The 24,377-nt window shown below is 67.9% G+C and carries 19 protein-coding genes and 1 tRNA gene; 14 read left to right on the top strand and 6 right to left on the bottom strand.

From position 1 onward, the window contains the following. Positions 1-4: 4 nt before the first annotated feature. From iadA to IEQ11_RS20275, 6 genes are all read left to right on the top strand, one after another. A complete protein-coding gene (gene iadA, locus IEQ11_RS20300; protein ID WP_191823541.1) occupies positions 5-1,195 on the top strand; it encodes a beta-aspartyl-peptidase in 1,191 nt (396 codons plus the stop codon). Positions 1,196-1,324: 129 nt separating this feature from the next. Further along, a complete protein-coding gene (locus IEQ11_RS20295) occupies positions 1,325-2,170 on the top strand; it encodes a cyanophycinase (RefSeq protein WP_036104912.1) in 846 nt (281 codons plus the stop codon). Between the two features lie 159 nt (positions 2,171-2,329). Beyond that, positions 2,330-5,119, top strand: coding sequence for a cyanophycin synthetase (cphA, locus tag IEQ11_RS20290; RefSeq protein ID WP_057922528.1), 2,790 nt, complete (start codon positions 2,330-2,332; stop codon positions 5,117-5,119). Between the two features lie 4 nt (positions 5,120-5,123). After that, the gene (locus IEQ11_RS20285) at positions 5,124-6,962 is read left to right on the top strand and encodes a Mur ligase family protein (RefSeq protein ID WP_191823542.1); all 1,839 of its coding nucleotides are present in this window, start codon (positions 5,124-5,126) and stop codon (positions 6,960-6,962) included. Positions 6,963-6,965: 3 nt separating this feature from the next. Beyond that, entirely contained in the window at positions 6,966-7,757 is a 792-nt protein-coding gene (gene trpC / locus IEQ11_RS20280; protein ID WP_191823543.1) for an indole-3-glycerol phosphate synthase TrpC, read from the top strand. After that, positions 7,754-8,509, top strand: a complete 756-nt coding sequence (locus IEQ11_RS20275) for a haloacid dehalogenase-like hydrolase (RefSeq protein WP_046657874.1) — start codon at positions 7,754-7,756, stop codon at positions 8,507-8,509. The genes trpC and IEQ11_RS20275 overlap by 4 nt, the downstream gene beginning before the upstream one ends. Positions 8,510-9,049: 540 nt before the next feature. Here IEQ11_RS20275 and IEQ11_RS20270 read toward each other — a convergent pair. Both IEQ11_RS20270 and crp read right to left on the bottom strand, forming a co-directional pair. Continuing rightward, positions 9,050-9,511 carry a global regulator CLP-associated N-acetyltransferase gene (locus IEQ11_RS20270; RefSeq protein WP_046657873.1) on the bottom strand — a complete coding sequence of 154 codons (462 nt, stop codon included), beginning with the start codon at positions 9,509-9,511 and terminating at the stop codon, positions 9,050-9,052. A gap of 6 nt (positions 9,512-9,517) precedes the next feature. Beyond that, positions 9,518-10,207: a cAMP-activated global transcriptional regulator CRP gene (gene crp / locus IEQ11_RS20265; RefSeq protein WP_082124483.1), complete on the bottom strand. Its 690-nt coding sequence runs from the start codon at positions 10,205-10,207 to the stop codon at positions 9,518-9,520. Positions 10,208-10,424: 217 nt separating this feature from the next. Here crp and speD point away from each other — a divergent pair, with 217 nt between their 5' ends. Continuing rightward, a complete protein-coding gene (gene speD, locus IEQ11_RS20260; RefSeq protein ID WP_036104904.1) occupies positions 10,425-11,219 on the top strand; it encodes an adenosylmethionine decarboxylase in 795 nt (264 codons plus the stop codon). A gap of 587 nt (positions 11,220-11,806) precedes the next feature. Here speD and coq7 read toward each other — a convergent pair. Next, positions 11,807-12,448 carry a 2-polyprenyl-3-methyl-6-methoxy-1,4-benzoquinone monooxygenase gene (coq7, locus tag IEQ11_RS20255; RefSeq protein ID WP_191823544.1) on the bottom strand — a complete coding sequence of 214 codons (642 nt, stop codon included), beginning with the start codon at positions 12,446-12,448 and terminating at the stop codon, positions 11,807-11,809. A 118-nt stretch (positions 12,449-12,566) separates the two neighbouring features. After that, positions 12,567-13,742, bottom strand: a complete 1,176-nt coding sequence (locus tag IEQ11_RS20250; protein WP_191823545.1) for a (Fe-S)-binding protein — start codon at positions 13,740-13,742, stop codon at positions 12,567-12,569. Between the two features lie 181 nt (positions 13,743-13,923). On the opposite strand from IEQ11_RS20250, the gene rplM reads away from it, so the two are divergent. From rplM to IEQ11_RS20235, 3 genes are all read left to right on the top strand, one after another. Further along, entirely contained in the window at positions 13,924-14,352 is a 429-nt protein-coding gene (gene rplM / locus IEQ11_RS20245; RefSeq protein WP_036104898.1) for a 50S ribosomal protein L13, read from the top strand. 9 nt (positions 14,353-14,361) lie between these two features. Then, on the top strand, positions 14,362-14,754 hold the full coding sequence (gene rpsI / locus IEQ11_RS20240) for a 30S ribosomal protein S9 (protein WP_036104896.1): 393 nt from the start codon (positions 14,362-14,364) through the stop codon (positions 14,752-14,754). A gap of 66 nt (positions 14,755-14,820) precedes the next feature. Continuing rightward, positions 14,821-14,895, top strand: a tRNA-Gln gene (locus IEQ11_RS20235). A 233-nt stretch (positions 14,896-15,128) separates the two neighbouring features. Here the strand turns inward: IEQ11_RS20235 and IEQ11_RS20230 are convergent. Next, positions 15,129-15,623: a GNAT family N-acetyltransferase gene (locus IEQ11_RS20230; RefSeq protein WP_191823546.1), complete on the bottom strand. Its 495-nt coding sequence runs from the start codon at positions 15,621-15,623 to the stop codon at positions 15,129-15,131. Positions 15,624-15,957: 334 nt separating this feature from the next. Here IEQ11_RS20230 and IEQ11_RS20225 point away from each other — a divergent pair, with 334 nt between their 5' ends. Then, positions 15,958-16,509: an ECF-type sigma factor gene (locus tag IEQ11_RS20225; protein WP_046657870.1), complete on the top strand. Its 552-nt coding sequence runs from the start codon at positions 15,958-15,960 to the stop codon at positions 16,507-16,509. A 48-nt stretch (positions 16,510-16,557) separates the two neighbouring features. Then, positions 16,558-19,341, top strand: coding sequence for a serine/threonine-protein kinase (locus IEQ11_RS20220; RefSeq protein ID WP_191823547.1), 2,784 nt, complete (start codon positions 16,558-16,560; stop codon positions 19,339-19,341). Between the two features lie 651 nt (positions 19,342-19,992). Here the strand turns inward: IEQ11_RS20220 and IEQ11_RS20215 are convergent. Beyond that, a complete protein-coding gene (locus IEQ11_RS20215) occupies positions 19,993-21,972 on the bottom strand; it encodes a peptidoglycan DD-metalloendopeptidase family protein (protein WP_191823537.1) in 1,980 nt (659 codons plus the stop codon). A gap of 490 nt (positions 21,973-22,462) precedes the next feature. Between IEQ11_RS20215 and IEQ11_RS20210 the strand changes: the two genes are divergently transcribed. Beyond that, complete coding sequence (locus IEQ11_RS20210) at positions 22,463-23,449, top strand: fumarylacetoacetate hydrolase family protein (protein ID WP_191823536.1); 987 nt, start codon at positions 22,463-22,465, stop codon at positions 23,447-23,449. Positions 23,450-23,543: 94 nt separating this feature from the next. Then, positions 23,544-24,206, top strand: a complete 663-nt coding sequence (maiA, locus tag IEQ11_RS20205; RefSeq protein WP_096415767.1) for a maleylacetoacetate isomerase — start codon at positions 23,544-23,546, stop codon at positions 24,204-24,206. Positions 24,207-24,377 lie beyond the last annotated feature (171 nt).

Below are 24,377 nucleotides of genomic sequence, written 5' to 3'. Positions count from 1 at the left end.
GACGATGTCCGCAGGCCCGACCGACGAACCCGCGCTGCGCCTGATCCGCAATGCCGATGTGTATGCGCCCCAGGCGCTCGGCCGGCAGAACCTGCTGCTCGGCGGCGGCAAGATCCTGTGGATGGGCATCGACCCGCCGCAGCTGCCGGCCTCGCTGCCGGTCGAGACCATCGACCTGCAGGGCCGGCGGCTGATCCCGGGCCTGATCGACGGCCACGTCCACGTCACCGGCGGCGGCGGCGAAGCGGGCTTTCGCACCCGCGTGCCGGCGCCGATGCTGTCGCGCTACACCCGCGCCGGCGTGACCAGCGTGGTCGGCCTGCTCGGCACCGACGACCTCGCGCGCGGCACCCGCGAGCTGGTCGCCAATATCTACGCGCTGCGCGAGGAAGGCCTCAACGCCTGGGGCTACAGCGGCGGCTACCACCTGCCGCCGACCACCCTGACCGGCAGCGTGCGCGGCGACGTGGTGTTCATCGAGCCGCTGATCGGCGTGGGCGAGGTCGCGATCAGCGACCATCGCTCCAGCCAGCCGACCCTCGACGAACTGCTCAAGCTCGCCTCCGAGGCGCATGTCGCCGGCCTGATGACCGGCAAGGCCGGCATCGTTCACCTGCATCTGGGCGACGGCCCGCGCGGGCTGGAACTGGTGCGTCAGGCGCTCGATACCAGCGAACTGCCGGCGCGGGTGTTCAACCCGACCCACGTCAACCGGCGCAAGGCCTTGTTCGCCGAAGCGATCGAGCTGGCGCGGCGCGGCTGCCATATCGACCTGACCGCCTTCCCGGTCGAAGAAGGCGAGGACGCCTGGACCGCGCAGGACGCCCTGATCCAGTACCTCGACAGCGGCGCGGCGGCCGACCGGGTCAGCGTCAGCTCCGATGCCGGCGGCTGCCTGGCCTGTTTCGACGAGCACGGGCGGATGTGCGGCATGGGCGTGGGCGAATCGGGCGCGCTGCTCGAATGCCTGAACGCGGTGCTGGCGCGCGGGGTCGAACTGGAACGCGCGCTGCCGGCGTTCACCCTCAATCCGGCCCGCCTGCTGCGCCTGCCCGGCAAGGGCCTGATCGCCGCCGGCGCCGACGCCGACCTGGTCGCGCTGGACGAAAACGGCGCCGCGCACGACGTGTTCATCGCCGGCCGCGCGCATCTGCGCGACGGCGCGGTGCTGCGGCGTGGTAATTTTGAGACCTGATACCCGATCCGTTCGCAGCCCGACCGGACCGGCCCACCGCTGAATTCCTGCCGCCGCCGCCATGCGGCGGCCAGCCGCTTTCGCTTCGCCTCGCGCGCAGCCAGCCCGACCAAGAGTGAGTACGTACGGATGTCGCCAAGCAGAATCCCCGACGGTGAAGAGCGGGGCTGGATCGTTCCGATAGGTGGTGCGGAAGACAAGGAAAACGGAGCGAAGATTCTGCAGCGGTTCCTGGATCTGTGCGGCGGCGACGGCGCCGACATCGTGGTGATCCCCACCGCCAGCCGCATGCCCGACACTGGCGACCGCTACGAAAAACTGTTCTCCGAGCTCGGCGCCAACCGGGTGGAATCGATGGATTTCGATACCCGCCGCGATTGTTTCGAGCCCAACCGGATCCAGCGGATCGAACAGGCCAGCGGTATTTTCTTCACCGGCGGTAACCAATTGCGCATCTCCACCATGCTCGGTGGCACGCCGATTGCGCAGGCGATCCGCGCGCAGAACGCGCGCGGTGTGGCCGTCGGCGGCACCAGCGCGGGCGCGAGCATCCTCAGCGAGCACATGATCGCGTTCGGCACCGAGGGCTCCTCGCCGCGCGCCGACAGCGTGCGGCTGGCGCCGGGCCTGGGCCTGACCAACCGGGTGGTGATCGACCAGCATTTCCGCCAGCGCGACCGCCTCGGCCGCCTGGTCGCGGCGCTGGCCTACAACCCGTTCGCGATCGGCATCGGCCTGGACGAGGACACCGCGGCCTTCATCGGCCCGGACAACACCATCGAGGTCGAAGGCAGCGGCTCGGTCACCGTGGTCGACGCCGACGGCCTGCAGTTCTCGTCCATGCACATGGTCGGCGAGGACGAACCGGTCTGCCTGCTCGGCCTGGGCGTGCACATCCTGACCAAAGGCGCTACGTTCAATCTCAATACCCGCAAGGCATCGGCCGGTTCGCTGGCGGTGTCCAAGTCGGGATGACGCGGTCGGCGTGAACGAGTGCGCGCCGCTTGAGTCCGACCGTCTTCACTACGCTGCACTTACATCCGTCCGGCTAAATCTGTTCCGCCCAAATCCGTCCCATTCAATTCCCGCGACTTAAACCCACTCGACCCAAATCACCATGAACTGAGGTTCTGCATGCGCATTCTCGATCGCTCCGTTTATGTCGGCCCTTCGTTGTATGCGCACTTTCCGGTCATACGCCTGGAGTTAGACCTGCAGGCACTGGAAGCCTGGCCGACCGCGCGTCTCGGATCGGCCTTCATCGACGGGCTGGTCGAAGCGCTGCCCGGATTGGCCGAACACGGCTGCTCCTACCGCGAACCCGGCGGTTTCGTCCGGCGCATGCGCGAGGACGAAGGCACCTGGCTCGGCCACGTGCTCGAACACGTCGCGATCGAATTGCAGAACGTCGCCGGCGAGAACGTCACCTTCGGCAAGACCCGCAGCGTCAGCGACGACCGCCCCGGCGTGTACTCGGTGGTGTACGAATACGCGCAGCGTGAGGAAGGCATCGCCGCGGGCGAACTCGGCATCAAGCTGTTGTGTTCGCTGCTGCCCGAGGAGATTCGCCCGGCCGGCAGCGTGCCGGCGGACTTCGAATGGGAAAGCGCGCGCGACGGCTTCATCCGCTACGCGCAGCGCCGCGCGCTCGGGCCGTCGACGGCTTCGCTGGTGCGCGCGGCCGAGGAACGCAATATTCCGTGGCTGCGGCTCAATAACCAGTCGCTGATCCAGTTCGGGCACGGCAAGTATCAGCAGCGCATCCAGGCCACGGTGACGGGGCGGACTTCGCACATCGCGGTGGAGTTGGCCAGCGACAAGGAAGAGACCAACAAGATTCTCGCTTCGCTCGGCTTGCCGGTGCCGCGACAGGAGTTGGTCACCGATTCCAGCGGCGCGATCCGCGCGGCGAAGAAGCTCGGAGGCTCGGTCGTGACCAAGCCGTACAACGGCAACCACGGCCGCGGCATCACCATCGATATTTCCAGCGACGAGGACGTGCGCGCCGGTTTCGAGGCCGCGCGCGAGCATTCGCGTTCGGTGATCGTCGAGACCTTCGTCGGCGGCGACGACCATCGCCTGCTGGTGATCAACGGCGAACTGATCGCCGCGACCAAGCGCACGCCCGGCCACGTGGTCGGCGACGGCTTGCGCAGCATCGCCGAACTGGTCGAACTGGTGAATCAGGACCCGCGCCGCGGCGTCGGCCACGAGAAGGTGCTCACGCGCCTGGAGCTGGATTCGCAGGCCGAGCTGATGATGGAGCGGGTCGGCTACACCGCCGCGTCGATCCCGAAGCCCGGCGAAATCGTCTACCTGCGTTCCACCGCCAACCTGTCCACCGGCGGCACCGCGACCGACGTCACCGACATCATCCATCCCGATAACCGCGACATGGCGGTGCGCGCGGTGCTCGCGATCGGCCTGGACGTGGGCGGCGTGGATTTCATCTCGCCCAACATCGCCGAGAGCTACAAGAACATCGGCGGCGGCATCTGCGAGATCAACGCCGCGCCCGGCTTCCGCATGCATGTCGCGCCCAGCGAAGGCACGCCGCGCGACGCCGCCGGCCCGGTCATCGACATGCTGTTCGCGCCCGGCGCGCCCTCGCGCGTGCCGATCGCCGCGATCACCGGCACCAACGGCAAGACCACCACCGCGCGCATGCTCGCCCACATCACCAAGATGGGCGGCTACACCCCGGGCCTGACCACCACCGACGGCGTCTACATCGACGGCCAGCGCACCGTAGAGGGCGACATGACCGGCCCGGTGTCCGCGCGCATGGTGCTGTCGGACCCGCACGTCGACATGGCGGTACTGGAAACCGCGCGCGGCGGCCTGCTGCGCGCCGGCATGGGCGTGTCCGAGGTCAACGTCGGCGCGGTGCTCAACATCCAGTCCGATCACCTCGGCCTGAAGGGCATCGACACGCTCGAACAACTGGCCGAGATCAAGCGGGTGGTGGTCGAAGTGGCCACCGATTGCGCGGTGCTCAATGCCGACGATCCGCACGTGCTGAAGATGTCGGCCTACACCGACGCCAAGGTGATCTGCTACGTCACCATGAACCCCTCGCACGCGCTGGTGCGCGAGCACATCCGCGCCGGCGGCCGCGCCTGCGCGCTGGAGGCCGGCATCAACGGCCACATGATCACCTTGTACGACAAGGGCAGCCATATCCCGCTGCTGTGGACGCATCTGATCCCGGCGACGATGGAAGGCCGCGCGCTGCACAACGTGCAGAACGCGATGGTCGCCGCGGCGATGGCGTTCTCGCTTGGGATCAAGCTCGATGCGATCCGCCACGGCCTGCGCACGTTCGATACGACCTTCTTCCAGGCCCCGGGCCGGATGAACGTCTACAACGAACATCCGTTCAAGGTGGTGATGGACTACGGCCACAACGCCCACGCGGTCGGGGTGATGTCGGACCTGGCTCAGCGCCTGGACGTGCCGGGCCGCCGCATCGTGGTCCTGGCCGGTCCCGGCGATCGCCGCGACGAGGACCTGCATGCGATCGCCGAAGCGGTCGCCGGCCGCTTCGATCACTACATCTGCCGCCGCGACGATTCGCTGCGCGGCCGCGACGGCGACGAAGTGCCGCGGATCATCGCCAAGAAGCTGCTGGCGCTGGGCGTGGCGGAAACGGCGATCTCGATCATTCCCGACGAGCAGCAGGCGGTCGACGCCGCGCTGCGCATGGGCCAGGCCGGCGATCTGGTGCTGGTGTTCGCCGACGCGCTGGCGCGCTCGTGGAAGCAGATCATCCACTTCCAGCCCGAGGGCGTGGTCGCGGCGGTGGCGCAGCGCGCCGAACTGCCGCCGCTGGAACCGGCGCTGGACGAAGCCGCGTTCGCGGCGATGGAAGGCGTGGTGCGCGACGAACGCGGTTTGCGCTTCGAACGCGAAGAGAGCGACTGAGCCTGTGTCCGTACCCGAGCAAGAGACCTCCCAGCAAGCCACCGCGCCGCCGCCGCCCGAGTACGCATTCGCGTTCGAGGATTCGCGCCGGCTGACTGGCAGCAACCTGTACTTCGACGGCCACGGCGCCGCGCTGGAGACGCGCGGCGACGCGCGCCTGGATGCGGACGCGCTGGCGGCCTGGCGGCGCAACATCGCCGACGTGCGCGACGCGCTGGATTGGCCGGAAGGCCCGATCGTCGTGCGCGTGCATGCCAGCGGCGCCTCGCTGGCCTTCGTCGCGCCGATCGACCAGTTGTACGCCGCCACCGAAGTCGCCGAATGGGCCTGGATCGCCGCGGCCGGGCCGATCGCCCAGGACGTGTTGCCGCCGCACGCGCCCGGCCACGCCGCGTACTGGGACCGCGCCAGCGCGCTCGCCACCTTGCGCGCGCTGGCCGTCGCGGAGGCGAATCCGGCCTTGATCGAATTGCTCGAGCAGGCGCGCGCGCGCGGGATTCCGGCGCACAGCGACGACGAGGCATTGTCGATCGGCGAAGGCATCGGCGGCCGGGTCTGGCCGATCGATGCGTTGCCGCCGCCCTCGGAAGTGCCGTGGCCGCAGTTGCACGCGATCCCGACCGCGGTCGTCACCGGTTCCAACGGCAAGACCACCAGCGTGCGCCTGCTCGCGGCGATGGCGCGGCGGCACGGCTGGTCGACCGCCTACAGCAGCACCGACGGCCTGTTCGTCGACAGCGAACGGGTCGACAGCGGCGATTACTCCGGACCGGTCGGCGCGCGCACCCTGCTGCGCCAGCCGAGCGTGCAGGCGGCGATCCTGGAAACCGCGCGCGGCGGCATCCTGCGCCGCGGCGTGACCCCGCGCGATGCGCGCGTCGCCCTGGTCACCAACATCAGCCCGGACCATTTCGGCGAGTACGGCATCCATTCGCTGGAGGACCTGGCCCAGGTCAAGCTGACCGTCGCCCGCGCCCTGGGCGACGACGGCCTGCTGGTGCTCAACGCCGACGATGCCCTGCTGGCCCGGCAAGGCCCGTCGCTGACGTGGCGGATCGGCTGGTTCGCCCTGGACGACAGCCACCCGCTGCTGGCGATGCACCGCGCTGACGGCGGCGCGACCTGCGGCGTCGACGACGCCGGCCGTCTGCAACTGGATTACGCCGGCCAGCGTCACGACCTCGGCGCGGTCGCGGACATGCCGCTGAGCTTCGCCGGCCGCGCCCGCTACAACGTCGCCAATCTGGCCGGCGCGGCCCTGGCCGCGGTCGGCCTGGGCGTCGCCCCGGCGCAGATCGCCGAGGTCCTGGCGAGTTTCGGCTCGCACCCGGGCGACAACCCCGGCCGCCTGCAGCGCTGGCGCCTGGGCGACAGCGAGGTCTACCTGGACTACGCCCACAACCCCGACGGCCTGCGCGGCCTGCTCGAAGTCGCCGCGCGCGGCCACGGCCGGCTGGGCCTGGTTCTGGGCCAGGCCGGCAACCGCGAAGACGCCGACATCCGCGCGCTGGCCGCGGTCGCGGCCTCGTTCCGCCCGGACCGGGTCGTGCTCAAGGACATCGAAAGCTTCCTGCGCGGGCGCGCGCCGGGCGAGGTCGCGGCGATCTTGCGCACCGAGCTGCTTGAGCGCGGCGTGCCCGAGGCGGCGATCCAGGTCTGTCTGGACGAGGTCCGCGCGGCCGCGCAATTGCTGGAATGGGCCGCCCCCGGCGATGTGCTGGTGATGCCGATTCACAATTCCGACGCCCGCGACGCCGTCGTCGCCTTGCTCGATCGGCTGCAACTGGGACAATGGCGCCCCGGCCTGCCCCTCGCAGGCGAACCGACCCGCGAAGTGGAGTAACCGATGACGGATGTCTTGCGCACGATCCTGGCCCGCAAGGTCGAGGAAATCGAACAACGCAGCCGCGTGCGCTCCCTGGCCGACCTGCGCGCGCGCGCCGCCTCGCAGCCGCGCGCGCGCGGTTTCGTCGACGCGATCAAGCGCAAGCACGCCGCCGGCGAAGCGGCGGTGATCGCCGAGGTCAAGAAAGCCAGCCCGTCCAAGGGCCTGATCCGCGCCGACTTCAAGCCCGGCGAGATCGCGCGCAGCTACCAGGCCGGCGGCGCGGCCTGCCTGTCGGTGCTGACCGACGTGGACTTCTTCCAGGGCAGCAACGCTTACCTGGCCGAAGCGCGCGAGGCCTGCTCGCTGCCGGTGCTGCGCAAGGATTTCACCATCGACCCGTACCAGATCTATGAGGCGCGCACGATCGGCGCCGATGCGATCTTGCTGATCGTCGCCGCGCTGGAGGACGGCGCGATGATCGAGATGGCCGGGCTGGCGATGGAACTGGGCATGGACGTGCTGGTCGAGGTCCACGACATCGACGAGCTCGAACGCGCGCTGCAGACCGACTGCGAGCTGATCGGGGTCAACAACCGCAACCTGCGCACCTTCGAGGTGTCGCTGGATACCACGATCGCCTTGCGCGAGGCGGTGCCGCGCGATCGCACCCTGGTGACCGAAAGCGGCATCGCCACGGCCGGCGACGTCGCCCGCATGCGCGGCGCCGGGATCGAAACCTTCCTAGTCGGCGAAAGCTTCATGCGCGAACGCGACCCTGGCGCGGCGCTGCAGCGCCTGTTCGCGGCGTGAGCGAGGTCCGTCCGGCCGAGGTCGCCGCGCCGCGTTTCCGCGCGGTGCGCGCCGATGCGCCGCTGATCGTGTTCGACTTCGACCACACCTTGTACGACGGCGATTCGGGCAGCCATCTGTTCGCCTGGCTGATCAAGCGTTCGTGGTGGCGGATGGCGCTGGCGCTGCTGATCGCGCCGGTGGCCGGGCCGATGGTGGCGTGGCTCAAGACCCGCCGGGTCGGCATTTCCGCCTTCGTCTGGGTCGGCACGGTCGGCGTGCATCGCGCCGGCGCGCTCGACACGATGATCGACCGCTACGTCAGCCTGCATACCGAACAGATCCGCGCGCGGCTGCTGCCGATCGCGCTGGACGTGCTGCATCACCATCGCCAGCAGGGCGACCGGGTGGTGATCGCGACCGGCGCGCCGCCGGAACTGGCGCGCGCGATTCTGAGCTTCGTCGCCCACGAGGACGTGCCGGTGGTCGGCACCCTGGTCGGCCCGCGCCTGGGCGCGCTGGGCGCCCGTCGTCACTGCCACTCGTACATGAAGATGACGATGCTGCGCGAAGCCGGCTTCACCGCGCCGGTCGAGGTCGCCTATTCCGACAGCAGCGCCGACCTGCCGCTGCTGCACGCCGCGCTCAAGCCGGTGGTGGTCAATCCCAAGCGCAAGCGGGTCGAGATGTTCCGCCGCGTATTGCCGGCCGGCACGCCGATCCTCAACTGGGGTTGCCCGGGGCGGGGCGGGGATGCGGTGGGGTCGGCCTGATCGATGGCCCGTCTGGTCGGCCCGAGCGGCCTGCGATCACGCGGCTCTCGCAAGATCGGGAAGATCGGATGCCTTGCTGTCAGATCGCGCAGTCCCGCCCGCAGCCCTGTAGGAGTGGCGTCCTACTGGATTTCCTTTGGTCACAAGCTGCGACGCGGTTAATCGTGAGCCGAGGAGCTGCCCATAAGCGGAAGACCGCACGTCGCTGCATCGCTGCATTCCCGCGCCATTCGCAGTAGCCGAGCCGGCGCGGTCGCGGCTTGCGCCGCTCCTACAGGGGCTGCGAGCGGGACTGCGCAATCGGGGGTGAGATGTGTTGAACCGCTCGCTCCCTGTAGGAGCGGCGCGAGCCGCGACACGGGCAATCGTGAGCCGAGGCACCTCGTTCAGGCGCGGCACCGCACGTTGCCCGCTCTCCGGGCAGAGTTCGCAATATTCAAAGTGGCGCGGTCGCAGCACGCGCCACTCCTACAGGTGGCTTCGGGCCGTGACGTAGGCGGTAGCAAGTAGGGGCCGGTGACGGCTCGGCGGACGTGAACCTCAGTCGCCCAGTGTCTTCACGAACTTCAGCGACCCGTCCGAATAGCCGCAGCGCCGGTAGAACTCGTGCGCGTCCAGGCGGCTGACGTTGCTGGTGACCTCGATCCGGCTGACCCCGTCGCGGCGCGCGCGGCGCTCGACTTCGCGCAGCAGTTGCCGGCCGATGCCCTGGCGGTGACACGACGGCGCGACCACCAAGGCGGTGATCCGGGTCAGGTCGGTGCCGTGGGTCAGCGAATAACGGGTGTGGCTGGCGATCAGCCCGCAGGCGTGGCCGTCGATTTCGGCCAGCAGCAGGTAATGCCGCGGATCGTCCTGCAGGGTGATGATCCGCTCGAAGGCTTCGTCGCGGGTGCACGGATAGCCGAGGTGGCCGAGCAGGCCGGCCACGTCGTTGGCGTCGCCCAACTCCGCCAGCCGCACCGAGGGCGCGGTCTGGACGGACGGGGCGATGCGTCCCATCGGGGCTTAGCGGGTCCCGTAGAGGACGACGGTCTTGCCGCGGGCGTGCAGCTTGCCGTCGGCCTGGAGCTTCTTGAGCACGCGGCCGGCCATTTCACGCGAGCAGCCGACCAGGCGCGAAAGCTCCTGGCGCGACACCCGCAGCTGAGTGCCCTGCGGATGGCTCATGGCCTCGGGTTCCTTGGCCAGGTCGTGCAGGGCGCGCACGATCCGGTCGGTCACGTCGAGGAAGGCCAGGCGGCCGGCCTTGCGGCTGGTGTCGAGCAGGCGCCGGGAAATCTGCGCGCCGATCGCATACAGCAGCTTGGGCGCGTCCAGCGACAGCCGGGTCAGCAGCAGGTCGTACAGGCGCTCGTGGCCGATTTCGGCCAGCTCGCAGGTGGCGCGGGTGCGCAGGATGACTTCGCGGTGGTCGCTTTCGATGAATAGGCCGAGTTCACCTACGAACTCGCCGGGGCCGAAATAGCCCAGGACCAATTCGCGGCCGTCTTCTTCTTCGGTAATGATGCTTACCGAGCCGGAGACGACATAATAGAGCGTGCTGGCCGGGTCGCCGGGGCGGAACACGTCCGTACGGGACGGGTAACGACGACGGTGGCAATGGGCCAGGAAGCGTTCGATCGTTGCGCCATCCGGCAGCAACGGGCTGTTGGTTCGGCGCAGAGCAGTCAAGGGAGCTACCGGGTTGGCGGACATTGGGATTCGGCTTTGGCAGTCGACCGAGCTTAGGGCGATACGGCCTGTGGAAGCAAATCCTGACGTTGAAACTCGGACTTCGATACAGAGCGATGATGGAAGTTCAGCGACGGTCACGCTTTTGTCACCAACGAAGCCCAAAAACACCATGCGTTTCCCCCCGGGGCTGTTTGCCTCATAATCGCGGCCCTCGCCGTCCGACTGGAATCTTCCTACAGTGGTCAAGCCGTTGCCGCGCCTGCGGTTGCAGGGTTTCAACAACCTCACCAAGGCCCTCTCGTTCAATATTTACGATGTTTGCTTCGCGGCCTCCGAAGACGAGCGCCGTCGGTATATCGAATACATCGACGAGGCTTACAACGCCGACCGCCTCACCCAGATCCTGACGGATGTGGCTGAGATCATCGGCGCGAATATCCTCAATATCGCCCGCCAGGATTACGACCCCCAGGGCGCGTCGGTGACGATCCTGATCTCGGAAGAGCCGGTGATCGACAAGAAGGCGGCCGGCAAGGACGTCATCTCCGACGCCGTGGTCGCGCACATGGACAAGTCGCACATCACCGTCCATACCTATCCGGAAACCCACCCCGACAGCGGCATCGCGACCTTCCGCGCCGATATCGACGTGGCCACCTGCGGGGTGATTTCGCCGCTCAAGGCCTTGAATTACCTGATCGAGAGCCTCGAGTCGGACATCGTGATCATGGACTACCGCGTCCGTGGCTTCACCCGCGACATCAAGGGCCGCAAGCACTACATCGATCACAAGATCAACTCGATCCAGGACTACCTGGCCAAGAACGTGAAGTCGCGCTACGAGATGCTCGACGTCAACGTCTACCAGGAAAATATCTTCCACACGAAGATGCACCTGAAGGAATTCGACCTCGACACCTACCTGTTCGAGGAGAAGGCCAAGAACCTTTCGTTCAAGGAGCGCATGAAGATCGAGGCGCGCCTGCGGCGGGAGATCGAGGAGCTGTATCACGGGCGCAATCTGGCTGATTGAGGCCGGGATTGGGGATTCGGGCGTTGGGATTGGCTTGAGCAGAGCCGGTTCCGGTCACGGTCCGCTGAATGGTTAAGGAAAAAGGCCGGCGCAAGCTGGCCTTTTTCGTTGTGCTGGGGGTGGCGCAGGCATCGGGTCGGACGTTGCGGTGCAGCAGGGAGTTGGGCGCTGGCTTGACTGATGCGCGCAATTACAGCGCGGAGCGAGTTGCCCCCAGCCACCGCGCCGATCGTCTCCCTCTCCCGCTTGCGGGAGAGGGGCGGGGTGAGGGGCGCCGCAGGCGCGGTTTAATCCGATGTCCCGCCGCTCCGCCGCTGGCCCTCACCCCAGCCCTCTCCCGCAAGCGGGAGAGGGAGCTGATCGCGGTAGGCGCGACCGCGTCGCTTGATGGCGAGGCCGTCTGGGCGCGACACCCGGCCGCCGGCGGACTGCCTGGGCGCGGAACAGCCCGCTGCAAGCGCGCGCTCCAAAAGCAAAAGCCCGCCAATGGCGGGCTTTTGTGCTCATGCTGTTCCCGGTTCCCGGTTCCCGGTTCCCGGTTCCCGACCCTCGACCCCAAACCCTCAAACCCTCAAACCCTCAAACCCTCAAACCCGATAAGCCACCGTCTTCATCAACTTCGACGCCGCCGCCATGATCGTCGGCACCGGCATCGGCAGGATGCGCGCGCCGGCCGCTTCGGCGTTCTGGGCGTGACGGGCTTCGTCGGCCTTCATCGTGCGCAGGATCGCGCGGCTGCGCTGGTCACCTTCGGGCAGCGACTCCAGGTGCTCGTCGATGTGCGCCTCGACCTGGCGCTCGGTTTCGACCACGAAGCCCAGGTTCCAGCCGTCGCCGCGCAGGCCGGCCAGCACGCCGATGGTGAAGCTGCCGGCGTACCACAGCGGGTTGAGAAGGCTGGGGCGGCTATCGAGTTCGCGCAGGCGGTCGGCGCACCAGGCCAGGTGATCGGTTTCTTCCTGCGCGGCTTCGAGCAGGTGCTCGCGGGTGGACTCGTCGCGGGCGACCGCGGCCTGGCCGCAGTACAGCGCCTGGGCGCAGACCTCGCCGACGTGGTTGATCCGCATCAGCCCGGCCGAATGGCGTTTCTCGGGCGGTTCCAGAACCAGTTCGGCGGTGCTGCCGGCCGGGTTCGGGCGCTCGGCGCCGGGGGCGCCGAAGACCGTGTCGAGGGCGCGCTGGGCTTCACTGAGCACGCGGTCCAGGGGATTGAGAGTGCGAGCGTTCATGCCGACGATTCTACGGCGCGGGCGGCGTAGAAGTCGGTTAAACGGGGTGGACAAATCGTCCGGGGAAGTTCGTTCGAGATCGCGCCGCGATCCGCGTGGCGGTCCCTGCTGCGAGGCCTCAAGGCGCTTCGCGCCGGCCGTCGTCGAGCAACGTGGCCAGGAACTCCAGCGGGTGCCGGACCGGCAGCGCCGTGCCGTTGCCCAGGTGCAGCCGGCAGCCGATATTCGCGCTGAGCAGGCAAGTCGCGCCGCTGCGTTCGAACTGCTCGATCAGCGGCGCCCGGTATTCGGCCGCGCGTTGCGGATCGGCGAACATCTGCGTGCCCGACGCGCCGCAGCAGCCATGCCCGGCATCGAGTTCGATCACCTGCAGCCCCGGCACCGCGGCCAGCAGGCGGCGCAGCGCCGGCACCGACTTGACCACGTTGCGCTGGGTGCAGGGCAGGTGCAGGGCGACGCGCTGCGGGCTCGGACGAAACCGCAGCCGCTCGGCGCGATCGGCGAGATAGACGATCGCGTCGACCGCGCGGCCGCCGTCGGCCAGGGCGCGGTCGAGAGTGTCGTGGCAGCCGCTGGCCAGGGTCAGCACGGTGGCGTGGCCGGCGAAGGCGGCGCGGTTGCTCGCGGCCAGCGCCTGCGCATGGGCGGCATCGCCGGAATGCGCGTGCAGGGCGCCGCAGCAGGTCTGCCGCGCCACCGGGTCGAGCACGACGTTCAACGCGCCGCACAGCCGCGCCAGGGCGGCGCGCAGCGGGCTCTCGTAGCGACCGGCGACGCAGCCCACGAACAGGCCGACCCGGTCCGAAGCGGGGCTGTTCGATTCGGGCGAGGCCGGCATCGCCACCGTCCGCGGCGGCCGCGGCAACGGCCGCCAAGCCGCCGGCAGCACCGGGTAGGCCAGGCGATACAGGCCCAGGCCCGCGCCCAGCCAACGCGGCCGCGCCGCCAGCGCTTCGATCAGGCGCTGGCGCCAGGCCGCCGGGCGGCGTTCGCGCTGGCGCCGGCGCGCGAGGGTCAGCAAGGCCCCATACTCCACGCCCGCCGGGCACACCGCTTCGCAGCTGCGGCAGCCCAGGCAATGGTCGAGGTGGGTGTCGGCGATCGCGCTCGGCGCGATGGTGTCCAGCGCCCAGGCCCGGGTCAGCGCGATCCGGCCGCGCGGGGATTCGGCCTCGAGCCGCTCGCGCCCGTAGGTCGGGCAGGCCGGCAGGCATAGCCCGCACTGGACGCAGCGGTCGGCCAGCGCCACCAGCGGATCGGCGGGATCGGCGGATATCCGGGGCGCGGCAGGCATGTTCAGAATGCTAGCATGGGGGTCGGGTCGACTTGCGGCGGCTGAATAAGCCCGCTATCATCTCGCCTCTTCACGTTCCACATTTACAACGCGCGGCGAAGTTCCCGGGCCGAATACCTCCTCGTGAGGGTCCGATCCAGCGGAATCAGCCCGACCATCTGCACCCACTAAAAGAGTTTTCATGAAGACTTTCACCGCCAAGAACGAGACCGTCCAGCGCGACTGGTACATCGTCGACGCGTCGGGCAAAACGCTCGGCCGCCTGTGCTCCGAACTCGCGCGCCGTCTGCGCGGCAAGCACAAGCCCGTCTACACCCCTCACGTCGATACCGGCGATTACCTGGTGGTAATCAACGCCGAAAAGATCGTGGTCACCGGCAACAAGCTGCAGGACAAGATGTACTACCGGTTCACCGGTTACGTCGGCAACCTGAAGAGCGAAACGCTGGGCCAGGCGCTTGATCGCCACCCCGAGCGCGTCATCGAAATCGGCGTCAAGGGCATGCTGCCGAAGAATCCCCTCGGCCGCGCCATGTACCGCAAGCTCAAGGTCTACAAGGGCTCCGAGCACCCGCACGCCGCGCAGCAGCCGCAGCCCCTGGACTTCTAAGGTACGAACATGGCTATCCAACAGAATTACGGCACCGGTCGCCGCAAGTCCTCCACCGCTCGCGTGTTCCTGCGCAAGGGCGAGGGCAAGATCACCATCAACCAGCGCACGATCGAAGAGTTCTTCGGCCGTGAGACGGCGCGCATGATCGTGCGCCAGCCGCTCGAGCTGACCCAGTCGACCGACAAGTTCGACGTCAACGTCACCGTCGCCGGCGGCGGCATCACCGGCCAGGCCGGCGCGATCCGCCTGGGCATCGCCCGCGCGCTGGTCGAGTACGACGAATCGTTGAAGAGCGAGCTGCGCAAGGCCGGTTTCATGACCCGCGACGCCCGTGAAGTCGAGCGTAAGAAGGTCGGTCTGCACAAAGCCCGTCGCGCCACCCAGTTCTCCAAGCGCTAATCGTTCGACGGCTGCATCGGTTTTTGTTTTTGCAGCCGCGAATTTTTGCGTTAGACTGTGTTTTATAGCCCCGTCGCCAAGCGGTAAGGCACCTGACTCTGACTCAGGCATTCGGTGGTTCGAATCCATCCGGGGCTGCCAAACAAGATCGCCACCGCCGCAAGGCGGATGGCTTCGCGAAAAACCCGCCGAAAGGCGGGTTTTTTGTTGTCCGCGAGAAAAGCTTCCGCCGTCGGGCAGGTCTTAGCAGTTCCAGGAAAGCTCCCGCGGTCAGGCGGATCTTTGTTGCTCGCAGGAAAAGCCCGCCATCAGCCGGGTTTTTTATTTCCGCGAGTAAGCATCCCGCGCAACGATCGCCGCGGCGGCCGGATCGCTCACCCCAACTCGCGCAACAGGCTGATCTCGTCGCGCAGCGGAATGCCGTGGTGGCCGAGCAAGGGAATCTCCGGGTCGGCCTCGCGCTCGCGGTCGATCGCGCCCGGCGTCAACCGCCACAAACGAAAATCGCGGCGCTGATAAAAACGCAGCGCGTCGAGGTTGTCGTTGGTGGTGCGCGCCAGCAATCGGGTCAGGCCCAGCGAGCGCGCGCGGATCGCGGCGAGTTCGAGCAGGCGCGTGCCCGTGCCGATGCCCGAGGCCAGCACGTCCAGGACCACGACCTCCGAATGCCCGGCCTCGTCGAGCAGCACGATCAGGCCGGCGAGGCTGCCGTCGTCGTGGTCGGCGACGAAGCCCGGCAACGCCGCGGCGTCGATCGCGCGGCCGTCGAGCTGGACGATCGGCGTGCCCCAGCGTTGCTCCAGCCAGGTACGCAATGCGGCGCGATCGTCGTCGCGGATGGGGCGCAGTGGCAGCGGTAACGGCAGCATCGCGATGGATCGGGTGGAGTGCGGTCAAGGTAGCAGCCTTCGCCATAGTCGCGGATGCCGCGATTTGCCGGCTGGCGTTGCTCGAAGACTGGGCGCTGCGTTCGGGGGGGGCGCCCGTGGCGCCCTGGCGGCGAATGCGGCGTCATGCCGCGCCGGATGTCGGGTGCGCGTTGTCATGAGACGAACGTCGCCCGCAGCAGGCCAAACCCGTAAACCGTGCCGGCGGTCGCGGCCGCGATGCGCATCGGCTCGCATCCTGTGCCATGGCGATGAGGCTCGGCTACCATCCGCGCGCAGGGGGATCGATGCGACACGACGGCGTCGGGGGACGCGCATGGGCGAGGAGCTGACTCGGTTGCTGCAGGACTGGCGTGGGGGCGATGTCGCCGCGCGCGACCGCCTGTTCGGCGAGGTGTACGAAACCCTGCGCGCGATGGCCGCCGCGCGGCTCGGCGCGCGTTCGTCCAATCGCACCTTGCAGGCGACGTCCTTGGTGCACGAGGCGTTGATCCGGCTGATCGGCAGCGAGGTCGACTGGCAGGATCGCGCGCATTTCTACGCGCTGGCCTCGTTGAAGATGCGCTCGGTGCTGGTCGACGAAGCGCGCGCGCAGGCCGCGTCCAAGCGCGGCGCCAACCCGGTGCTGTTGACCTTGTCGCACGCCGATCTGCAGGGCGGGCAGACGGTCGGTTTCGACGTGCTGGCGCTGCACGACGCGCTCGACCGCCTGGCCGCGCGCGATCCGCGTTCGGCGCGCGCGGTGGAGATGGCCTACTTCGGCGGCATGGAGCAGCGCGAGATCGCCTGCGTGCTCGAGGTGTCGATCCCGACCGTCGAGCGCGACCTGCGTTTCGCCCGCGCCTGGTTGAGTCAGCAACTGAGTTGAGCCGCCGCACCACCCGCAACGCCGCCGCACCATCGCTCCGGAGCACCCATGCAAACGCAACGCTGGCAGCAACTGCGCGCCTTGTTCGATGCGGTCTGCGACTTGCCGGCCGAGCGTTGGCGCGATGAGTTGCAACGGCTCAGCGACGATCCGCAGCTGATCGACGAAGCCCTGGATCTGTTGCAGGCGCAAACCGCTAGCTTCGACCAGGCGCTCAAGCCGCTGGGCGAGTTGATGGCGAACCGGCCCGACAGCGAACTGCGCGCGGGCGAACGCTTGGGCGCGTGGGTGCTGGTCGAACGCTTGGCGAGCGGCGGCATGGGCACGGTGTTCATCGCCGAACGCGCCGACGGACTGTTCCGCCAGCAGGTCGCGATCAAGCTGCTGCGCGGCAGCGGGGTCAATCAGGCCGAATTCGCCCAGCGCCTGGCGGCGGAGCGGCAGTTGCTGGCCGAATTGCAGCATCCCAACATCGCGCGGTTGTACGACGGCGGCACCACGCCGAACGGCGAACCTTATCTGGTGATGGAGTACGTGCCCGGCCGCGCGCTCGACGACTACTGCGAGCAACGCCAGCCCGGGCTGCGCGAACGCCTGCGCCTGTTCCAGCGCATCTGCGGCGCGGTGCAGAGCGCGCATCAGCGCTTGATCGTGCATTGCGATCTCAAGCCCGGCAACGTGCTGGTGCTCGACGACGGCGAGCCGGTGTTGCTGGATTTCGGCATCGCCCAGGTACTGGACCGGCAGCACGGCGACGGCGAACGCGGCACCGATTTCTGCACGCCGGCCTATGCCAGCCCCGAGTTGCTCGGCGGCGCGCGGGTCAGCGTGGTCAGCGACGTATTCGCGCTGGGCGTGCTGTTGACCGAGTTGCTGGCGTGCCGGGCGATCGGTCGCGGCATCGGCGAGCGCGATACGCCCGTGCCGCTGCCCAGCGCCTGGGCTGGCGCGGATTGCGCCTGGCGCGGCGCGTTGCGCGGCGACCTCGACGCGATCGCCGCGCGCGCCTGCGCGCTGGATCCGCGCAAACGCTATTCCTCGGTCGAGGCGCTGTCGCTGGATATCGATCGGCATCTGGCCTGGCGTCCGGTCACAGCGCGCGCGCCGACCTGGCATTACCGGTTCGGCCGCTATCTGCGCCGGCATTGGCGCGAGAGCGCGGCCAGCGCGATCGTGCTGCTGCTCGCCGGCGGTTTCGTCTGGCGAGTCACCGCCGAACGCGCGAACGCGCAGCGCGAAGCGGCGGTGGCCGAACAAGTCAGCGAGTTTCTGGTGTCGGCCTTCGACGCCGCCGACCCGCGCATGCGCGGCGCGCGTCCGGATCAGGAAGTCAGCGCGCGCCAAGTGCTCGACAGTTCGGCCGAACGGATCGAACGCGGGCTCGACGAAACCCCGGCGATCCGCGCGCGCCTGCGCGCGGTGCTCGGCCGCGCGTATCGCAATCTGGGCCAGCCGCAACGCGCCGAGGCCTTGCTCGAACAGGCGGCGAAGGAGTTTCTCGACCCGGCCGTGGCGCGTCCCGATCAGGCCGCGCAGGCCTTGGCCGAGCTGTCGCGTTCGATGAGCGCGCGCCAGTACGGCAGCCAGGCGGTCGCGGTCGCGCGCCGCGCGCTGGCGCTGCGCGAGCGCGACGGCGAACCGCGCGCGCTGGCCGATGCCTACGACACGCTCGGCCTGGCCCAGGTCGCTAACAGTCAATATCCCGAAGCCGAGCGCTCGTTCGCGCAATCGCAGGAACTGCGGCGCAGGCACGCCATGCGCCAGTCGCCGGAGGAGCGCGCGAGCATGCTCGGCCATCTGGCCGAGTTGTATCTGCGCCGCGGCGAACTCAAGCGCGCCGAACAGACCTTCCGCGAGGCGTTGGCGATCACCCGCGCGAGCGGGCCGAACACGGTCGCCACCCAGCTCAATCAGTTCGGGCTGGCGCGTTCGTTGTTCGGCCAGGGTCGGGTCGACGACAGCCGGCGCGAACTGCTCGACAACCTGATTCTGGCCCGCGAGCTGTACGGCGAACAGAGCGACATGGTCGCCAATATTCATTCCGACCTGGCCAACACCTCGCAGGATCTGGGCGACTTTCGACAGGCCGACGAGCACTACCGCGCGGCGCTGGCGATCATGGCGACCGTCGCCGGCGAACGCAGCCTGGATTACGCGCGCGTGCTCAACAATTGGGCGGTGCTCGCCGACGAGCGCGGCGATGTGGCCGAGGCCGAGCGGCGCTGGGGACTGGCGCTGTCGATCCGGCGTCAGCATCTGGATCCGGAGGAGCGCCGCGTGTTGCGTATCGAAAGCGCGCTTGGCCGCTTGCTGGCGCGGGCCGGTCGCAGCGAGCGGGCGCAGCCGCTGATCGAGCATTCCACCCGGGTATGGAACACGCGTCATGGCGAGGATTATCCGGGGCGGTTGATGGTGGCGTTGAGCCGGATCGAATGGTTGCTCAGCGCCGATCGGCTCGATGAGGCGGCCGCGGGGCTGGACGGGTTGGATCTGGATCGCGGCGAGTACAACGCCTTGATGCTTGCGCGTATTCCCGGTCTGCGTGCTGAGCTGGCGCAGCGGCGTGGCGATTGGGCCGCGGCCGAACGGGCCTGGGCGGCGATCGTCGCCGATAGCGCGCAGCAGTTGGGCGCGGGGCAGGTGAAGACGGCTAAGGCGCGGATTCCGTATGCGGAGGTGTTGCGGGCGCGCGGGGATGCGCAGGGGGCGGCGGAGCAGGTGCGGTTGGCTGAGCCGGCGTTGCGGCGGGAGTTGTATTCCGAATCGGATTTGTTGCGGCGGTTGGATGCGCTTAAGCGGGGGACTCCGGGGTTGCGGGTGGTGTCGCGCTAGTTGTGGATGGGTGAGTTGGCTCGTGTGGCTTCTGCGCAGTTTCTTGCTTTAGACAAACGAAGGTGACCTGCCGCTTTCTTGGTGGAAGCTTTTGATCCTGCTTGAAGCTTGGAAGGCTTTAGATATCTAAAGCTCTAAAGCTTTTGAAGCCGAAGGCGAGATCAACGGCTTTCGTCCGCAAGCGGCCGAGTTACTTTCTTTTGTCTAAAGCAACAAAAGTCCGCCTGGATTCCCTTCGGTCAAAAGGTAACCAAAGAAAAATGCTTTTTTATGAATCAAGGGCCCACGCGATCGGTGCTTACGCGGGCATGCGCCACACGAGACATCCTGTCTCGGTGGCGCACGGCGTACATCCATGTGCGCCGCCCTTCGGGTGTGCTGTTGCTAACGCGAGCTCCAAGCCTCGCAGCGCTGGATGAACTGCAAGACCTCTAGCCAAAGCCGCATGGCCTACCTATAGGAGCGGCGCAGGCCGCGACCGCGAACTTCGAACGACGGCGCAAAATCCAGCCGGCAACGGTAATTTGCATACGACGAACAAATCGCATTGTCGGGTGTCAACAAACAAGAACGCCGCCCTCGCAGGCGGCGTTCCCGTTATCGTCGAACCTGACGATCAGCGACGCTCAAACCGCGTCGCGAACCTCGCCCTCATTCGATCGCCTGCACATCGACCAGACGCAACCCCTTGGTCGCGTACTTCTCGGCCGACTGATACAGACCCTGCCAGCCCTTGACCGCTTCCAGCGCCTTGCCGCCGCTGCCGGCGCGGAACACGCCGACGTAGTTGCGCACGCCGGCATCGACATAGGTGTCGACATCGATCAGGCGGTAGCCGTCGTCGGACAATTCGGCCCACTTCGCGGTGAAGCCGCCCCACGAGGTCGAACGCCACAGCGCGGTGGAATCGCTGCCGGCGCGGTACACGCCGATGAACTGGCGCTGGCCGTTGCCGATGTCGAAGCTCTCCATGTCGATCAGGCGCAGGCCCTGGTCCTTGGCGGTTTCGCGCTGGGCGGCGAAGGCCGAGAAACCGGTGTGGCTCCACAGGCCGGCGTTGCCGGTGCCCGGACGGAACACGCCCACGTAGTGACGGGTGCTGCCGCTGAGGTAGGTGGTCATGTCGACCAGGCGTTGACCGTCCTCGCTCAGCTCCTGCCACACCGCGGTGAAGTCGGCCCAGCTGCTGGCGTTGTACAGCGCGCCGGCGCCGGTGCCGCGCTTGTACACGCCCACGAAATGGCGGTCGCCGTTTTCGACGTAGGTGTCGATCTGTTCCAGGCGGAAGTCGTCGGCGACCAGCTCGGCGCGCTTCTGGGTGAAGGCGGTCCAGCTGGGCTGGTTGACCCGGATCTCGATCTCGTCGCTCGCCCGCCACACGCCGAGGAAGGTCTTGTTGTCGGTTTCGGCGGCATCGAACGCATACGGCGTGCTGGCCGGATACAGCAGGCTGAAGGTGTGCGGCGCGGAATGGTTGCTCAGCGCGGTCCAGTCAGTCGGATCCATGTTGTTGGCGCTGGCCATCGCGGTGGCTTCGCCGCGGGTCAGGCTCTGCAACTGGGAGAAGGTCATCGGACGCGGGCGAATGGCGTTGCCTTCGCACGAGCCCGGCGAGGTTTCCTGGCTGACGTGCACATGCACGTGCGGGCCGCTGGATTGGCCGGTGTAGCCGACCTTGCCCAGGTACTGGCCCTGCTTGACCACCGCGCCGGGCACCAGCAGTTCGGCCGGGATCGAACCGGGCTGCATGTGCGCGTACAACGCCACTTCGTTGCCGGCCTGGATCTTGAGGAAGTTGCCGCCGGCCGAGTACTGGCCGGTGCTCGGCGCGATCGGCTCGGGTTCGATCTCCTTCGACACGCGCGGGTAGTTCTTCCACTCCGGCAGATCGTTGAGGCCTTCGCAGACGATGCCGTCGGCCATCGCGTACAGCGGCAGGCCGTAGGCGCGGCGGCCCTCGGGCTTGGTCGGATCGGCGCCGGGGCGCTTGTCGTCCCACGAGTCGCCGTCCCAGCCGGTCACGCTGTTGTCCAGGCCGAACGCCTGGCTGCCGCCGACGTGGTTGCTCGAGGTCTGCCAGGCTTCGTTGAAGCGCAGGTCGCTGGCCTTGCCCGGAAACCGCAGCGGGCCGTTGTCGTTGGTGGCGGCGGTGAACGGCAGATTCTTGATCACCGGATTGGCGAAGCCCTGCACGTAGACGGCGACCTTGACCGTGGTCGGATACGGCGCGTTGATGATGATCGGATACGAGGCCGGCACGTCCGGCGCGTTCGGATCGGGGTTGGAATAATCGCAGTTGCAGTTCTGGAACGCGTACTGGGTGCCCGGGGCGATTTCGACCGGCGCCAGGAAGTTGGAGGCGAGCTGGTTGAGGATCTCGACCTTGGTGATCTTCAACGGCGTGGCGCCGTCGTTGCGGATCCCCATGCGCAGCGAGACGCGGCCTTGCTTGGCGCCGCCGACCTGGGACGGGCCGATCGCTTCGAACACGACCTTGCCGTCCTTGATCGGGTTGACCACGTCGATGGTGAGGGCCTGGGCATTGACGCCGGCGCTGACGCACAGGGCGAGCGCGGCCGGCAGGGCGCGCAGTAGCAGGCGGGACGATTGCGATTTGAGATGCGATTTCATGATGAAACTCCATAGGCATGATTGAGGAATCACGCGGTCGCAGAGGGACGAGCCCTCAACCCGTGGAGCCGGGATTTGGGATTGGGGATTCGGGATTGGGAAAGCGGCCGCGTCGCCTTGGCTGGCCAATCCCGAATCCCGAATCTCTAATCCCGGCTCCACACGGCTGGGTCTGTCCCGGCGAACCCGGGCGTGACCACGCCGCGCTTAACTCAACAAACCGGGGAAGGGCGGCCGGACCCATCAAGAAATTTCAAATTATTTTTCGGCCCGGCCCGGAACGCGGCAAAATGGCGGCCGGAGCGAGCGGCGGCGGGTTCGACGGGGCCGCAAACGCTGCCCTGGCGGGCCCCGGCGCTGGCTACGGCCGGTTCCCGGACCGGCCGAGGTCTTTACGCGGCGTCCCGAGCCCGTGGCTGCCAATGGCGCCGCGAGTGGTTACAATTGAAACCATTGCGCCGCGGCGCCCTGAATCGACATCGAGGTCTGGATGAAGCTTGGATCCCTGAAGGAAGGCGGCCGCGACGGTACGCTGATCGTCGTCTCGCGCGACCTGACCCGCGCCGTGCGCGCGACCGGCATCGCCGACACCCTGCAGCGCGCGCTGGAGGATTGGTCGAACACCGCGCCGCGGCTCAACGCGCTGTCGGACGATCTCAACGCCGGCACCGCCGCCGACGCCTTCGAGGTCGACTTCACCGCGCTCGCCGCGCCATTGCCGCGCGCCTACGAATTCGTCGACGGCAGCGCCTACCTGCCGCACGTCGAGCGCGTGCGCCGCGCGCGCGGCGCCGAGGTGCCGGAAAGCTTCTACACCGATCCGCTGATGTACCAGGCGGTCAGCGCCGGTTTCTACGGTCCGCGCGATCCGGTGCGGGTGGTCAGCGAGGACTACGGCATCGACCTGGAAGCCGAAGTGGTGATCGTGACCGACGACGTGCCGATGGCGGTCAGCGCCGAAGACGCGGCCGGCCACATCCAGCTGATCGGCCTGGTCAACGATGTCTCGCTGCGCAATCTGATTCCGAACGAACTGGCCAAGGGCTTCGGCTTCCTGCAGTCCAAGCCGCGTTCGGCGCTGAGCCCGGTGTTCGTCACGCCCGACGAGCTCGGCCCGGCCTGGATCGACAGCAAGGTCCACCGCCCGCTGCTCACCCACATCAACGGCGAGTGGTTCGGCGCGCCGGAAGCGGGCATCGACATGCAGTTCAACTTCGCCCAGCTGGTCGCGCACGCGGCCAAGACCCGGCCGCTGTCGGCCGGCACCATCGTGGGCTCGGGCACGGTCGCCAACGAAGACACCTCGCTGGGCGCCTCGTGCTTCGCCGAGAAGCGCACGGTCGAGACGCTGGAACACGGCAAGCCGTCGACGCCGTTCATGAAGTTCGGCGACACCGTGCGCATCGAAATGCTCGACGCCGACGGCAGCAGCCTGTTCGGCGCGATCGAACAGCGCATGGAACGACCTTCCGCCTGACGGCGTCGGGCGCGGGACGAGAGGTCGACTCCGGCGCGGCGCAACCGGTAAGGTTCGCCGTGCAGGGGTGCAGCGACAACCAGGTGGAGCCCGGGTGAGCGAGCAATTGCGGTTGTATTCGTATTGGCGCTCCAGCGCCTCGTATCGCGTGCGTATCGGTTTGAACCTCAAGGGGCTCGAGTACGAGATCGTGCCGGTGCATCTGGTTCGCGGCGGCGGCGAGCAGCATCTGCCGGCGTACCGCGAACTCAATCCGCAGGGGCTGGTGCCGGTGCTGCAGCACGGCTCGCGCACCCTGACCCAGTCGATCGCGATCCTGGAATACCTCGACGAAACCTGGCCGCGGCCGAACCTGCTGCCGGTGACCGCGCGCGATCGCCACCGCGTGCGCGCGATCGCCCAGACCATCGCCTGCGAAATCCATCCGCTCAACAACCTGCGCGTGCTGCAGTACCTCGACGGCACCTGGAACGTCCCGCAGCCCGAACGCGACGGCTGGATCGCGCACTGGATCCACGAAGGCTTCACCGCGGTCGAGGCGATGCTCGCCGACCATCCGGCCACCGGCACCTATTGCGAAGGCGACAGCCCCGGCCTGGCCGACTGCTGCCTGATCCCGCAGCTGTACAACGCGCGCCGCTTCGGCGTGCCGCTGGAACCGTTCCCGACCTTGCTGCGGATCGAACAGGCCTGCCTGGAGCTGCCGGAGTTCGACAAGGCGCGGCCGGAGAATCAGCCGGATCGGCCGCCCGGGTGAAGCAGAAAATGAGTTCAAAGGAGTGAGGAGCGAGTAAGAGCAAGGTAGTCGTCGCGACCTGCTGCTTTTACTCACTTCTCACTCTTCTCCACTCATTCCTCAAGCCGCACCAAAAAGCAAAACGGGCCCCGAAGGACCCGTTCGCTGCGGAACGCTTTACTCGTTCCTCAC

The organism is Lysobacter capsici (assembly GCF_014779555.2).
In the GTDB taxonomy this organism is placed as follows: domain Bacteria; phylum Pseudomonadota; class Gammaproteobacteria; order Xanthomonadales; family Xanthomonadaceae; genus Lysobacter; species Lysobacter capsici.
Note: the sequence above shows the minus strand (reverse complement) of the source record. Positions and strands in the feature narration are given on the sequence as shown.

Excerpts from the sequence above, each read along its gene's own strand:
- iadA (WP_191823541.1), top strand. The coding sequence starts at position 5 with ATGTCCGCAGGCCCGACCGACGAACCCGCGCTGCGCCTGATCCGCAAT.
- IEQ11_RS20295 (WP_036104912.1), top strand. The coding sequence starts at position 1,325 with ATGTCGCCAAGCAGAATCCCCGACGGTGAAGAGCGGGGCTGGATCGTT.
- cphA (WP_057922528.1), top strand. The coding sequence starts at position 2,330 with ATGCGCATTCTCGATCGCTCCGTTTATGTCGGCCCTTCGTTGTATGCG.
- trpC (WP_191823543.1), top strand. The coding sequence starts at position 6,966 with ATGACGGATGTCTTGCGCACGATCCTGGCCCGCAAGGTCGAGGAAATC.
- IEQ11_RS20270 (WP_046657873.1), bottom strand. The coding sequence starts at position 9,511 with ATGGGACGCATCGCCCCGTCCGTCCAGACCGCGCCCTCGGTGCGGCTG.
- crp (WP_082124483.1), bottom strand. The coding sequence starts at position 10,207 with ATGTCCGCCAACCCGGTAGCTCCCTTGACTGCTCTGCGCCGAACCAAC.
- coq7 (WP_191823544.1), bottom strand. The coding sequence starts at position 12,448 with ATGAACGCTCGCACTCTCAATCCCCTGGACCGCGTGCTCAGTGAAGCC.
- IEQ11_RS20250 (WP_191823545.1), bottom strand. The coding sequence starts at position 13,742 with ATGCCTGCCGCGCCCCGGATATCCGCCGATCCCGCCGATCCGCTGGTG.
- rplM (WP_036104898.1), top strand. The coding sequence starts at position 13,924 with ATGAAGACTTTCACCGCCAAGAACGAGACCGTCCAGCGCGACTGGTAC.
- rpsI (WP_036104896.1), top strand. The coding sequence starts at position 14,362 with ATGGCTATCCAACAGAATTACGGCACCGGTCGCCGCAAGTCCTCCACC.
- IEQ11_RS20230 (WP_191823546.1), bottom strand. The coding sequence starts at position 15,623 with ATGCTGCCGTTACCGCTGCCACTGCGCCCCATCCGCGACGACGATCGC.
- IEQ11_RS20225 (WP_046657870.1), top strand. The coding sequence starts at position 15,958 with ATGGGCGAGGAGCTGACTCGGTTGCTGCAGGACTGGCGTGGGGGCGAT.
- IEQ11_RS20220 (WP_191823547.1), top strand. The coding sequence starts at position 16,558 with ATGCAAACGCAACGCTGGCAGCAACTGCGCGCCTTGTTCGATGCGGTC.
- IEQ11_RS20215 (WP_191823537.1), bottom strand. The coding sequence starts at position 21,972 with ATGAAATCGCATCTCAAATCGCAATCGTCCCGCCTGCTACTGCGCGCC.
- IEQ11_RS20210 (WP_191823536.1), top strand. The coding sequence starts at position 22,463 with ATGAAGCTTGGATCCCTGAAGGAAGGCGGCCGCGACGGTACGCTGATC.